General features: G+C 60.3%; 12 protein-coding genes. 8 read left to right on the top strand and 4 right to left on the bottom strand.

Annotated features, from left to right (window positions below; all coding sequences use genetic code 11):
- Positions 1-2: 2 nt before the first annotated feature.
- On the bottom strand, positions 3-1,382 hold the full coding sequence (gene xseA / locus AC1RS8_RS07725) for an exodeoxyribonuclease VII large subunit (RefSeq protein ID WP_489339792.1): 1,380 nt from the start codon (positions 1,380-1,382) through the stop codon (positions 3-5).
- A 196-nt stretch (positions 1,383-1,578) separates the two neighbouring features.
- Here xseA and AC1RS8_RS07720 point away from each other — a divergent pair, with 196 nt between their 5' ends.
- Positions 1,579-2,346: a sulfite exporter TauE/SafE family protein gene (locus tag AC1RS8_RS07720; RefSeq protein WP_489339793.1), complete on the top strand. Its 768-nt coding sequence runs from the start codon at positions 1,579-1,581 to the stop codon at positions 2,344-2,346.
- Between the two features lie 141 nt (positions 2,347-2,487).
- Here AC1RS8_RS07720 and AC1RS8_RS07715 read toward each other — a convergent pair whose 3' ends face one another.
- From AC1RS8_RS07715 to AC1RS8_RS07705, 3 genes are read right to left on the bottom strand one after another with little or no spacing between them, the layout of a single operon-like run.
- The gene (locus AC1RS8_RS07715) at positions 2,488-2,895 is read right to left on the bottom strand and encodes a DNA polymerase III subunit chi (RefSeq protein WP_340315351.1); all 408 of its coding nucleotides are present in this window, start codon (positions 2,893-2,895) and stop codon (positions 2,488-2,490) included.
- A gap of 8 nt (positions 2,896-2,903) precedes the next feature.
- On the bottom strand, positions 2,904-3,332 hold the full coding sequence (locus tag AC1RS8_RS07710; protein ID WP_057716286.1) for a DNA polymerase III subunit chi: 429 nt from the start codon (positions 3,330-3,332) through the stop codon (positions 2,904-2,906).
- Between the two features lie 60 nt (positions 3,333-3,392).
- The gene (locus AC1RS8_RS07705) at positions 3,393-4,883 is read right to left on the bottom strand and encodes a leucyl aminopeptidase (protein WP_489340603.1); all 1,491 of its coding nucleotides are present in this window, start codon (positions 4,881-4,883) and stop codon (positions 3,393-3,395) included.
- Positions 4,884-5,276: 393 nt separating this feature from the next.
- Here AC1RS8_RS07705 and lptF point away from each other — a divergent pair, with 393 nt between their 5' ends.
- The 7 genes from lptF (at position 5,277) to recO (ending at position 12,905) form a co-directional block, all read left to right on the top strand.
- On the top strand, positions 5,277-6,395 hold the full coding sequence (gene lptF, locus AC1RS8_RS07700; RefSeq protein WP_057716285.1) for an LPS export ABC transporter permease LptF: 1,119 nt from the start codon (positions 5,277-5,279) through the stop codon (positions 6,393-6,395).
- A complete protein-coding gene (gene lptG / locus AC1RS8_RS07695) occupies positions 6,388-7,449 on the top strand; it encodes an LPS export ABC transporter permease LptG (protein ID WP_057716284.1) in 1,062 nt (353 codons plus the stop codon). The genes lptF and lptG overlap by 8 nt, the downstream gene beginning before the upstream one ends.
- A 171-nt stretch (positions 7,450-7,620) precedes the next feature.
- Positions 7,621-9,420 carry a translation elongation factor 4 gene (gene lepA, locus AC1RS8_RS07690; RefSeq protein WP_008053223.1) on the top strand — a complete coding sequence of 600 codons (1,800 nt, stop codon included), beginning with the start codon at positions 7,621-7,623 and terminating at the stop codon, positions 9,418-9,420.
- A 5-nt stretch (positions 9,421-9,425) separates the two neighbouring features.
- Entirely contained in the window at positions 9,426-10,280 is an 855-nt protein-coding gene (gene lepB / locus AC1RS8_RS07685; protein WP_057716283.1) for a signal peptidase I, read from the top strand.
- Positions 10,281-10,464: 184 nt separating this feature from the next.
- A complete protein-coding gene (gene rnc, locus AC1RS8_RS07680; RefSeq protein WP_008053221.1) occupies positions 10,465-11,154 on the top strand; it encodes a ribonuclease III in 690 nt (229 codons plus the stop codon).
- Positions 11,147-12,049 carry a GTPase Era gene (gene era / locus AC1RS8_RS07675; protein WP_007973959.1) on the top strand — a complete coding sequence of 301 codons (903 nt, stop codon included), beginning with the start codon at positions 11,147-11,149 and terminating at the stop codon, positions 12,047-12,049. The genes rnc and era overlap by 8 nt, the downstream gene beginning before the upstream one ends.
- Positions 12,050-12,221: 172 nt before the next feature.
- Complete coding sequence (recO, locus tag AC1RS8_RS07670) at positions 12,222-12,905, top strand: DNA repair protein RecO (protein ID WP_489339794.1); 684 nt, start codon at positions 12,222-12,224, stop codon at positions 12,903-12,905.
- Positions 12,906-12,952: the final 47 nt, after the last annotated feature.

The following is a 12,952-nucleotide window of genomic DNA, read 5'->3' as shown; positions in this document are numbered from 1 at the left end:
GATCAATCCAGTAAAGAAAGGGTGACGGGCGTCAGGTGATTGTCTTCGACCCGCACTTGCAGTTCGCCTTCGCCCAGTTTGGCCTTCAGGCGCTGGCCGGTATGGGTTTGCGCGGCGTTGCGGATCGCGTTGCCGCGCTCGTCCAGCAAGATGCTGTAGCCACGGCCGAGGGTCGCCAACGGGCTGACCACATGCAGTGTCTGCATCTGGCTGTGCAACTGCAGGCGACGGCTCTTCAGCCCTTCGCGGATCGCGCGCGGCAGGCGTTCGGCCAGGCTGTCGAGGCGCTGGCGAAGCATTGCCAGTTGCCGGCCCGGATGTTGTGCAGCCAGACGGGTTTCCAGGCGGATCAAGCGTTCGCGGCGGATGTTGAGGCTACGCTCGAACGCGCGGCGCATGCGCATGTCCAGGTCATCCAGGCGTTGCGCTTGCTGGCGCAGGCGCTCGCCGGGATGGCGCAGACGTCGGGAAACGCCTTCCAGGCGCAGGCGGTCGCGCATCAAGCGGTCCCGCATGCGCATCACCAGCCGTCGGTGCAGGCTTTCGACCCGACGCACCAGGTCGCTGGAGTCCGGTGCCAGCAATTCGGCGGCAGCGGAGGGGGTGGGCGCGCGTACGTCGGCCACGAAGTCGCTGATCGACACGTCGGTTTCATGGCCGACCGCGCTGACAATCGGCGTCACGCAAGCGTCTACGGCACGGGCCACGGCTTCTTCGTTGAAGCACCAGAGATCTTCCAGCGAGCCACCGCCCCGGGCCAGGATCAGTGCGTCGAAACCGCGGGCATCGGCCAGTTTCAGGGCGCGGACAATCTGCGCTGTGGCTTCGCGGCCCTGTACGGCGGTAGGGATCAGGGTCAATTGCACCTGTGGTGCACGACGGCGGAACACGCTGATGATGTCGCGGATCACCGCCCCAGTGGGCGAACTGATGATGCCGATGCGTTGCGGATGCGCCGGCAACGGCACCTTGCGCTCGGCACTGAACAGGCCTTCGGCGCTGAGCTTTTCCTTGAGTGCATCGAACGCCAGACGCAAGGCGCCGTCGCCGGCCGGCTCCACGGTGTCGAGAATCAGCTGATAATCACCGCGTCCCTCGAACAGCGAGACCTTGCCACGCACCTTGACCGCCAGGCCGTCTTTCAAGGCCTGACGAACCCGTGCCGCGTTCTGCCGGAACAACGCGCAACGCACCTGGGCGCCGCTGTCCTTGAGGGTGAAATACACGTGGCCGGAAGCCGGGCGGGCGAGGTTGGAGATTTCGCCTTCGACCCAGATGTTGCTGAACACGTCTTCAAGCAACACCCGCGCACGGCCGTTGAGCTGGCTGACGGTCAGGACTTCGCGGTCCAGGCCGAGTCTTGCAAAGGGATCTTTAATCATGGGGCGCAGTTTAAAGGCATTTGCCTGGCAATCTCCACGACTGCTCACAAATCCATTGAGGGCATTTATGTGGGAGCGAGCTTGCTCGCGATGGGGCCAGCAAATTCAGCATTGATGTGCCAGACAGATCGCCATCGCGAGCAAGCTCGCTCCCACAGAGGTAAAGTCGCCTCATGTGATCAAGGAAGATGTTCGGATGAATGTGTTTGAACTGTTGAACCAATGGCCATTCGGCCCGCTGGACTGGCTGGTAATCGGTGCGGGCATCGCCCTGGCCTACATCGTGTTCGGCATCGCCGGTTTCGGCACCGCGCTGGTGGCGGGGCCGATTCTGATTCTGTTCATGCCGCTGTCGAAGATCGTGCCTTTACTGGTGTTGCTGGATTTTGTCGCGGCATTCGGCAATCTGCTGCCGTCACGGCGCGATGTGGCGAAGCCGGAGCTGTTGCGGTTGCTGCCGTGCATGGCGGTGGGCTGTACACTTGGCGTGATATTCCTGCTGAACCTGAAATCCGACCTGTTGCTGCTGCTGATGGGGCTGTTTATTAGTGCCTATGCAATTTACAGCCTGTGGATAAAGGTCCGTCCGGCGCAGTTGTCCGCCGCGTGGGCGCTGCCGATGGGGACGGTGGGTGGAATGTTTGGCGCGTTGTTTGGCAGCGGCGGCTTTCTCTATGCGATCTATTTGAACAGCCGGTTGCCCAAGGAGGCAGCCCGGGCCACCCAGAGTGCGCTGATCAGTTGCAGTACGGTGGTGCGTTTGAGCCTGTTTGCAATCGCCGGTGTGTATGCCGATTTGCCGTTGCTGGTGCTGGCGGTTTGTCTGTTGCCGGCGATGGTGCTGGGGCTGTGGTTCGGTCGACGGCTGACCATGCGCTTGTCCCGCGAGGCGTTTGTGCGCCTGGTGACGTGGCTGGTGCTGGCCAGCGGGATCGCGTTGATCGGACGCTATCTCAGTACCTGAAGATTCAACTTGTGGCGAGACGCTTTGTGTGGGAGCGAGCTTGCTCGCGATGGGGTCAGCAAATTCAGCATTGATGTGCCAGACAGATCGTCATCGCGAGCAAGCTCGCTCCCACAGAAGAGCCCCCCCACTGCAAGCTGTTCAGTCGTTGTACTGGCTCAACAAGCGCTCCAGTCGCGCACTGAGGCGGCGTTTGATTTCGGTCTCGATGTGCGGGGCGAAATCGTCGATCACGTCTTGCATGATCAATTGCGCGGCGGCGCGCAATTCGCTGTCCAGGTGCAGCAAGTCATCCGGGTTCTTGCTGGGGGCGGGCGTCGACGTCGCCGCGGTGACGGGTTCAACGATCGGGGCAGGCGTTGTCGGTACGACGGGTGGCGAAGGTTCGCTCACGGCGTCGAACAACATGGGAATCTGTTCCTGATCACCTTCCTCGACCGTGTCGGTCAGCAGAGGCGGTTGCAGGTTGTCATCGCCGAGCAATTGGCGGATCGACTCAAGGTCGTCCAGCAGGTGCGCGGACTGTTGCAGCGGTTTTGGAGTGTCCATTGGAAGGCTCAGAGTCGCTGTAAACGGTGATCTTGCAGAGGATAGCCCTGTTCGCGGTAGAAACGGAAACTCTCCCGCGCGGCCGCTCTGATCGTCGGATCCTCCACCACCACTTCCGCCACCCGGGCGAACCTGTTGGCGAAGGCCGGGACTTTCAGGTCGAGATTGACCAGCAAATCCTGATGTTGACCGCAGTCATCGCCCAACCCCAGGACAATCAAACCCTCAGGCTCGCTGTCGGCAGGGCCGTGGGGCACGAAGCTTTCGCCCTTGAACGTCCACAGCCGCGCATCGAGATCGTCACGCTGGGCCGCGTCGCTGCAATGCAGGTAGATGCGGTGGCCCATTCGCCAGGCTTTCTCGGTGAGCTTGCAGGCAAAGTCCAAGCGTGCCGAAGGATCGGCGCTGGGCAGGATATAGAAGTCGACTTTGGTCATTGCGGTTCCAGAGCGGCAAGCGGCGCCACCGAAAAGTGACGCCGCCGCCCATCAACGGTTTCAGGCTTTGGCGCGGTCCAGCAGGTATTGGGTCAGCAGGGGAACCGGACGGCCAGTGGCGCCCTTGTCCTTGCCGCCGCTGGTCCAGGCCGTGCCGGCGATGTCCAGGTGCGCCCAGTTCTGGTTCTTGGTGAAGCGCGACAGGAAGCAGGCCGCAGTGATGGTGCCGGCTTTCGGGCCGCCAATGTTGGCGATGTCGGCGAACGGGCTGTCCAGCTGTTCCTGGTACTCATCGAACAGCGGCAGTTGCCAGGCGCGGTCGTCGGCAGCCTTGCCGGCGCTCAGCAGTTGGTCGATCAGTTCGTCATTGTTGCCCAGCAGGCCCGAGGTGTGGGAACCCAGGGCAACCACGCAGGCGCCGGTCAGGGTCGCGATGTCGATGACCGCTTGCGGCTTGAAGCGCTCGGAGTAGGTGAGGGCGTCACACAGCACCAGACGGCCTTCGGCGTCGGTGTTGAGGATTTCCACGGTCTGGCCGCTCATGGTGGTGACGATGTCCCCCGGGCGCGAAGCGTTGCCGCTCGGCATGTTTTCGGCGCAGGCCAGGATGCACACCAGGTTGATCGGCAGCTTCAGCTCGAGCACGGCACGCAGGGTACCGAACACGCTGGCGGCGCCGCCCATGTCGTACTTCATTTCATCCATGCCGGCACCCGGCTTGAGGCTGATGCCGCCGGTGTCGAAGGTGATGCCTTTGCCGACCAGCGCGTACGGCTTCTCGGATTTCTTGCCACCGTTGTATTGCATGACGATCAGGCGCGGAGGCTGGGCGCTGCCCTGGCCGACGGCGTAGAACGAGCCCATGCCCAGGGCCTTGATCTTCTTCTCGTCGAGGACTTCGACTTTCAGGTCCTTGAATTCTTTGCCCAGGTCTTTGGCCTGCTCACCGAGGAAGGTCGGGTGACAGATGTTCGGCGGCAGGTTACCCAGGTTACGGGTGAAGGCCATGCCGTTGGCGATGGCGGTGGCGTGGGTCACGGCGCGTTGCACTTCAGCCTGGGCGGCCTTGATGGTCAGCAGGGTGATTTTCTTCAGTGCGCGGGGTTCGGCTTTCTGGCTCTTGAACTGGTCGAAGCTGTACTCGCCGTCCACCAGGGTTTCGGCCAGCAGGCGGGTCTTGCCATAACTGTCGCGGCCTTTGACGACCACTTCATCCAGGGCCAGCACCGCATCGCTGCCGCCCAGGCTTTTGAGGGTATTGAGGATGCCGGCGATGATCTTGCGGAACGGGCGGTCACCCAGTTCGTCGTCCTTGCCAACGCCCACCAGCAGCACACGCTCGGCCTTGAGGTTCGGCAGGCTGTGCAGCAGCAGGCTCTGGCCGACCTTGCCGGCCAGGTCGCCGCGCTTGAGCACAGTGCTGATCGCGCCGCCGCTCAGTTCGTCGAGTTGTCTGGCAACACCGCCGAGCTTGCGGCCTTCGCCGACGGAGACCACGAGAGTGGCGGTCTTCAACGTTTCGGGGTTGACGCTTTTTACAACCAGTTCCATGTCCGGGTCCCTGAATTGATGGTTATCACGCATGCGCCCGACACCTTATGTGCGTCGATTGCTTATAAATAGAAAGGCGCCAGGATCGACCGGCGACAAAGGCCGCAGTTTGAACCTCGCTACCGGCGGCTGACAACCCTCGACCGCACGAATGTATGAGCGAGCCTGCTCGCGAAGAACCCAAGATTGACGCAGGGTGTCAGGCTCCCCGCGTTATCGTTGACGACCATCGCGAGCAGGCTCGCTCCTACAAGGGGGGGATGCATTGCGCAGTGACAGGCGCACCCAATCACAGGATAATGCGCCATCTTTTTTCGGCGGCTCTGCCTTGCGGGCTGTCCGATACGTTTGCTTGTTCGGCCGCCTTAGCCTGACAACCCTGGAGTGTCTGGTTTGATCGTCTTCCGTTATCTATCCCGCGAAGTCCTGTTGACCTTGAGCGCCGTCAGTGCCGTGCTGCTGGTCATCATCATGAGCGGTCGCTTCATCAAATACCTCGCCCAGGCGGCTTCGGGCCTGCTGGATCCGGGGTCGTTGTTCCTGATCATGGGCTATCGCCTGCCGGGCTTCCTCCAGCTGATCCTGCCACTGGGGCTGTTTCTCGGGATCCTGTTGTCCTACGGGCGCCTGTACCTCGAAAGCGAAATGACCGTGCTCTCGGCCACGGGCATGAGCCAGCAGCGGCTGTTTTGCATGACGCTGTTCCCGGCCACCCTGGTTGCGCTCGTCGTGGCGTGGCTGAGCCTGAGCCTGGCGCCACAGGGGGCCAATCAGTTTCAGTTGCTGCTGAACAAGCAGGATGCCCTGACCGAATTCGATACCCTGGAGCCAGGGCGTTTCCAGGCTTTGCGCGACGGCACCCGGGTCACCTACACCGAGAGCATGTCCGATGACCGCGTCAATCTGGGTGGTGTGTTCATCTCGCAAAAAAACATCAGTTCCAATAACAAGGATCGCGGGATTTCTGTGCTGGTGGCGGAAAAGGGGCGCCAGGAAATTCGTCCGGACGGCAACCGCTACCTGATTCTTGATAACGGCTATCGCTATGACGGTAGTCCGGGGCAGGCCGACTACCGGGCGATCAAGTATGACGAGTACGGTGTGTTGCTGCCAAAACCGGAAGTCAGTGACGAAGTCACCGACCGTGACGCAATGCCGACCCGTACATTGATCGGCAGTGACGACATTCGCATGCGCGCCGAGCTGCAATGGCGCATGTCTCTGCCGTTGCTGGTGTTCATCGTGACCTTGATGGCGGTGCCGCTGTCACGGGTCAACCCGCGTCAGGGCCGATTCCTCAAGTTACTGCCGGCGATTCTTCTTTATATGGCTTACCTGAGCATTCTGATTGCCGCCCGCGGTGCCCTCGACAAGGGCAAGATCCCTGCGGTGTTTGGCTTGTGGTGGGTGCACGGGATTTTCCTGTCCATCGGCCTGGGCTTGCTCTACTGGGAACCCTTGAGCTTGAAGAGGGCGAGTCGCCGCAGCGCGCTGGAGGTGGCCCGTGGTTAAGCTTGATCGCTACATTGGTAGCAGTGTGTTCATGGCGATCCTGGCGGTGCTCGGGATCATTCTTGGTCTGGCGACACTGTTTGCCTTCATCGACGAGATGGGGGAAATCAGCGATACCTACACCCTGGTCGATGTGCTGAGTTATGTGTTGTTGACCGCTCCGCGCCGGATGTACGAAATGCTGCCGATGGCTGCGCTGATCGGCTGCCTGATCGGTCTGGGCAGCCTGGCCAGCAACAGTGAGCTGACCATCATGCGCGCCGCCGGCGTGTCGATCGGCCGGATCGTCTGGGCGGTCATGAAGCCGATGCTGGTATTGATGCTGGCCGGCGTGCTGGTCGGCGAGTACGTCGCTCCGCCCGCTGAAACCGCCGCACAGGCCAATCGCTCGCTGGCCCAGGGCAGCGGTGATGCACAAAGCGCCAGGCACGGCTTGTGGCACCGCCAGGGCGATGAGTTCATTCACGTCAACTCGGTACAACCCAACGGCATCCTGTATGGCGTGACCCGTTATCGCTTCGACAAAGAGCGGCACATGCTGTCGGCGAGTTTCGCCAAGCGTGCCAACTTCGAAAACGATCACTGGCAGTTGTCGGATGTCACGACCACGCTGTTCCACGAGCGCAGCACCGAAGTGGTTTCGACCCCGCAAGAGCGCTGGGACGTTGCGTTGAGTCCGCAGTTGCTGAACACCGTGATCATGGTGCCCGAGTCGCTGTCGATCAGTGGCCTGTGGAGTTACATCCATTATCTGGCGGACCAGGGGCTGAACAATGGCCGCTACTGGCTGGCATTTTGGGTCAAGGTGTTGCAGCCGCTGGTGACTGCCGCTCTGGTGTTGATGGCGATTTCCTTCATCTTTGGTCCGCTGCGCTCGGTGACCCTGGGTCAACGGGTGTTCACCGGCGTGCTGGTGGGCTTCACCTTCCGCATCGTTCAGGATCTGCTGGGGCCTTCGAGCCAGGTGTTCGGCTTCCCGCCGTTGCTTTCGGTGCTGGTGCCGGCGGGTGTTTGTGCCGTGGCGGGGCTCTGGCTGTTGCGTCGAGCTGGCTGATGGCGGGCATTTTCCGACCGCTTTGACGTTAAAAAACGCCCTTGTCGCAAGACCGGGGCGTTTTTGTAGGCACCGTCTGACCTGCGAACGTGACGCTTGCGCCGTGGATCAGGTACAATTCCCGGCTATTTTTCGGCGGGCTATGCCTGCAGCCTTTTTGAGTGTTGATCCGTGAGTGATTTGAGTCATATCCGCAATTTCTCCATCATCGCCCACATTGACCATGGCAAGTCGACGCTGGCCGATCGCTTCATCCAGATGTGTGGCGGCCTCGCCGAGCGCGAAATGGAAGCCCAGGTCCTGGACTCCATGGACCTTGAGCGTGAACGCGGGATCACCATCAAGGCGCACAGCGTCACCTTGTATTACAAGGCTCGCGACGGTATCAACTACCAGCTGAACTTCATTGATACCCCCGGCCACGTTGACTTCACCTATGAGGTGAGCCGTTCGCTGGCTGCCTGTGAAGGCGCGCTGCTGGTGGTCGATGCCGGTCAAGGCGTTGAAGCACAGTCGGTTGCCAACTGCTACACGGCCATCGAGCAGGGCCTGGAAGTGATGCCCGTGCTGAACAAGATCGACCTGCCACAGGCCGATCCGGACCGTGTTAAAGAAGAAATCGAAAAAATCATCGGCATCGATGCCACCGATGCGGTCGAGTGCTCGGCCAAGACCGGCCTGGGCGTCGACGAAGTGCTCGAGCGCCTGGTCGCCACCATTCCTGCACCGACCGGCAACTACGAAGATCCGCTGCAAGCGTTGATCATCGACTCCTGGTTCGACAACTACCTGGGTGTTGTTTCCCTGGTACGCGTGCGCCACGGTCGTGTGAAGAAGGGCGACAAGATCCTGGTCAAGTCCACCGGCAAGATCCACCTGGTAGACAGCGTCGGTGTATTCAACCCGAAGCACACCCCTACCGCTGACCTCAAGGCCGGTGAAGTGGGCTTCATCATCGCCAGCATCAAGGACATTCACGGTGCGCCAGTGGGCGACACCCTGACCTTGAGCTCGACGCCGGACGTTGATGTACTGCCAGGCTTCAAACGTATTCAGCCGCAGGTTTACGCCGGTCTGTTCCCCGTCAGCTCCGACGACTTCGAAGATTTCCGCGAAGCGCTGCAAAAGCTCACCCTGAACGACTCGTCGCTGCAATACACGCCGGAAAGCTCTGACGCACTGGGCTTCGGCTTCCGTTGCGGCTTCCTCGGCATGCTGCACATGGAAATCATCCAGGAGCGCCTGGAGCGCGAGTACAACCTGGACTTGATCACCACGGCGCCGACGGTAATCTTCGAGCTGCTGCTCAAGACCGGCGAGACGATCTACGTCGATAACCCGTCGAAGCTCCCGGACCTGTCCTCGATCGAAGACATGCGTGAGCCGATCGTGCGGGCCAATATTCTTGTGCCGCAAGAGCACCTGGGCAACGTCATTACCCTGTGCATCGAAAAACGTGGTGTGCAGGTTGACATGCTGTTCCTCGGCTCCCAGGTACAAGTGACCTACGACCTGCCGATGAACGAAGTGGTGCTGGACTTCTTCGACCGCCTGAAATCCACCAGCCGCGGCTATGCTTCGCTGGACTACCATTTCGATCGTTATCAATCGGCTAGCCTGGTGAAACTGGACGTGCTGATCAACGGTGACAAGGTCGACGCCCTGGCGCTGATCGTGCACCGTGACAACTCGCACTACAAAGGTCGCCAGTTGACCGAGAAGATGAAAGAACTGATTCCGCGGCAGATGTTCGACGTGGCAATCCAGGCCGCCATTGGCGGGCAGATTGTGGCGCGGACAACCGTCAAGGCGCTCAGAAAGAACGTATTGGCCAAATGCTACGGTGGTGACGTCAGCCGTAAGAAGAAACTGCTGGAGAAGCAAAAGGCCGGTAAGAAACGCATGAAGCAGGTCGGCAACGTGGAGATTCCACAGGAAGCCTTCCTTGCAGTGCTCAGGTTGGATAGTTAGGTCCTATGTCGCTAAATTTCCCGCTGTTGCTGGTCATCGCCGTGTTCGTCTGCGGCCTGTTGGCGTTGCTCGATCTGTTGATCCTGGCCCCGCGTCGGCGTGCCGCCATCGCTTCCTATCAGGGCAGCGTCAGCCAGCCTGACATGGTCGTGGTCGAGAAGCTGAACAAAGAGCCGCTGCTGGTTGAATACGGCAAGTCGTTCTTCCCGGTGTTGTTCATCGTGCTGGTGCTGCGTTCGTTCCTGGTGGAACCGTTCCAGATTCCTTCCGGTTCGATGAAGCCAACCCTGGATGTCGGCGACTTCATCCTGGTGAGCAAGTTTTCCTACGGGATCCGCTTGCCGGTGATCGACAAGAAAGTCATCGAAGTCGGTGATCCGCAGCGCGGCGATGTGATGGTGTTCCGCTACCCGAGCGACCCGAACGTCAACTACATCAAGCGTGTGGTTGGTTTGCCGGGCGACACGGTTCGCTACACCGCCGACAAGCGCCTGTTCGTCAACGGTCAATCGATTGCCGAGCAACTGGTCGGCTCCGAGCCGGGCACGCTGGGCAGCGCTGAGCTCTACAAGGAAAAACTCGGTGTGGCCGAGCACATGATCCGCAAGGAAATGAGCCGCTACCGCGCAATGCCGGACCATTCGTGGACCGTGCCGGCCGGGCACTACTTCATGATGGGCGACAACCGCGACAACTCGAACGACAGTCGCTACTGGGATGATCCGAACATTCCCAAGGATCTGCTGGGCATGGTTCCCGACAAGAATATCGTCGGCAAGGCCTTTGCGGTCTGGATGAGCTGGCCGGAACCCAAACTCAGCCACCTGCCGAATTTCTCGCGGGTTGGCCTGATCAAGTAATCAGACACGGCGCTGTTGAACACAGCGCCGAATGCATTTCTGGAGCCGGCACAATGGGCGCCAGAGGCATGAAAACAATGATATTCAGGACGTTATTTTTGAACACAGCTTTAATTGTCCCAAGCCTGCGCCAACTTACGGCGATGGCGGTGGAATCCAGCCACGAACTCAGCGTGGGTAAACCGTGAGCGTCTCCTTAAGCCGTCTAGAGCGTCAGCTCGGCTACACCTTCAAGGATCAGGAACTGATGGTCCTGGCCCTGACTCACCGCAGCTTTGCCGGGCGTAACAACGAACGCCTGGAATTCCTCGGTGACGCCATTCTCAACTTCGTCGCCGGCGAGGCGTTGTTCGAGCGCTTCCCGCTGGCTCGCGAAGGCCAGTTGTCGCGTTTGCGCGCACGTCTGGTCAAAGGTGAGACCCTGGCCGTACTGGCCCGTGGTTTCGATCTGGGCGAATACCTGCGCCTGGGCTCGGGCGAGCTGAAAAGCGGCGGTTTCCGTCGCGAGTCGATTCTGGCCGATGCCCTCGAAGCGCTGATCGGTGCGATCTACCTCGATGCTGGCATGGAAATGGCCCGCGAGCGTGTGCTCGCCTGGCTGGCCGGCGAGTTCGAAGGCCTGACGCTGGTCGACACCAACAAAGATCCAAAGACCCGCCTGCAAGAGTTCCTGCAGTCCCGTGGTTGTGAGCTGCCGCGTTACGAAGTGGTGGATATCCAGGGTGAGCCGCATTGCCGGACGTTCTTCGTCGAATGCGAAATCATCTTACTGAATGAAAAAAGCCGAGGTCAGGGTGTGAGTCGTCGTATTGCCGAACAGGTAGCGGCCGCCGCAGCACTGATTGCCCTGGGTGTGGAGAATGGCAATGACTGATACAAACGCAACTCGCTGTGGCTATGTTGCCATCGTCGGCCGTCCGAACGTGGGCAAGTCCACGTTGCTGAACCACATCCTGGGTCAGAAGCTGGCGATCACCTCGCGCAAACCGCAAACCACCCGTCACAACATGCTCGGTATCAAGACCGAGGGCGATGTGCAGGCGATCTACGTCGACACCCCTGGTATGCACAAGGGCGGCGAAAAGGCCCTGAACCGCTACATGAACAAGACCGCTTCGGCGGCGCTGAAAGACGTCGACGTGGTGATCTTCGTGGTCGACCGCACCAAGTGGACCGAAGAAGACCAGATGGTTCTCGAGCGCGTCCAGTACGTGACCGGCCCGCTGATCGTGGCGTTGAACAAGACCGACCGCATCGAAGACAAGGCCGAGCTGATGCCGCACCTGAGCTGGTTGCAGGAGCAGTTGCCGAATGCGCAGATCATCCCGATTTCCGCGCAGCACGGGCATAACCTCGATGCACTGGAACGCGTGATTGCCGAGCACCTGCCGGAAAACGATCACTTCTTCCCGGAAGACCAGATCACCGACCGCAGCAGCCGTTTCCTCGCCGCCGAGCTGGTGCGCGAGAAAATCATGCGCCAGATGGGCGCCGAGCTGCCGTATCAGATCACCGTTGAAATCGAAGAGTTCAAGCAGCAGGGCAAGACCCTGCACATTCATGCCTTGATCCTCGTCGAGCGCGATGGCCAGAAAAAAATCATCATTGGCGACAAGGGCGAGCGCATCAAGCGCATCGGCACCGAAGCGCGCAAGGACATGGAGCTGCTGTTCGACTCCAAGATCATGCTCAACCTGTGGGTCAAGGTTAAGGGTGGCTGGTCCGATGACGAGCGTGCATTGCGTTCGTTGGGTTACGGCGACCTGTAATACGTTTTCCGGATCAACAATGATCCCCTGTGGGAGCGAGCTTGCTCGCGATAACGGTCTGTCAGTCAACATTGATGTTGAATATCAGGCCCTCATCGCGAGCAAGCTCGCTCCCACATTGGTTTCAGGTTGTATGTAAAACTGCGCTCCTTCATCGAGAACTGCGATTTCCATGTCCCAAGCGCCCGCCCAACCCGCCTATGTCCTGCACTCCCGCGCCTACCGTGAAAACAGCGCGCTGGTGGACTTCCTCACGCCGCAAGGTCGGCTGCGGGCGGTGTTGCGCAGTGCACGGGGCAAGGCCGGGACACTGGCGCGGCCGTTCGTGCCATTGGAAGTCGAGTTCCGGGGCAAGGGCGAGCTGAAGAATGTCGGGCGCATGGAGAGTGCTGGCATCTCCACCTGGCTCAATGGCGAGGCGCTGTTCAGCGGTCTTTACCTCAATGAATTGCTGATTCGCCTGTTGCCCGCCGAAGATCCTCATCCCGGCGTATTCGATCACTACGCTGCGACTTTGCTGGCGCTGGCTGAAGGTCGTGCTCTGGAGCCCTTGCTGCGCTCCTTCGAGTGGCGCTTGCTCGATGACCTCGGCTACGGTTTTTCCCTGACGACTGATATTCATGATCAACCCATCGCGCCGGACGGTCTCTACCGTTTGCAAGTGGATGCCGGGCTTGAACGTGTCTACCTGCTGCAACCGGGCTTGTTCAACGGCACCGAATTGCTGGCCATGGCTGAAGCCGACTGGTCTGCCCCCGGCGCTCCGTCTGCCGCCAAGCGCTTGATGCGCCAGGCATTGGCCGTTCACCTGGGCGGCCGTCCACTTGTCAGTCGCGAGCTGTTTCGCAAGCCCTGATCACACCGTATGCTGTGCACCGAACTTTCTCTTCTTCTGGAGCGCTT

This window comes from Pseudomonas sp. GW821-FHT12A04 (assembly GCF_058807755.1).
The sequence above is the reverse complement of the archived record's forward strand: the minus strand, read 5'-3'. Positions and strand labels throughout refer to the sequence as shown.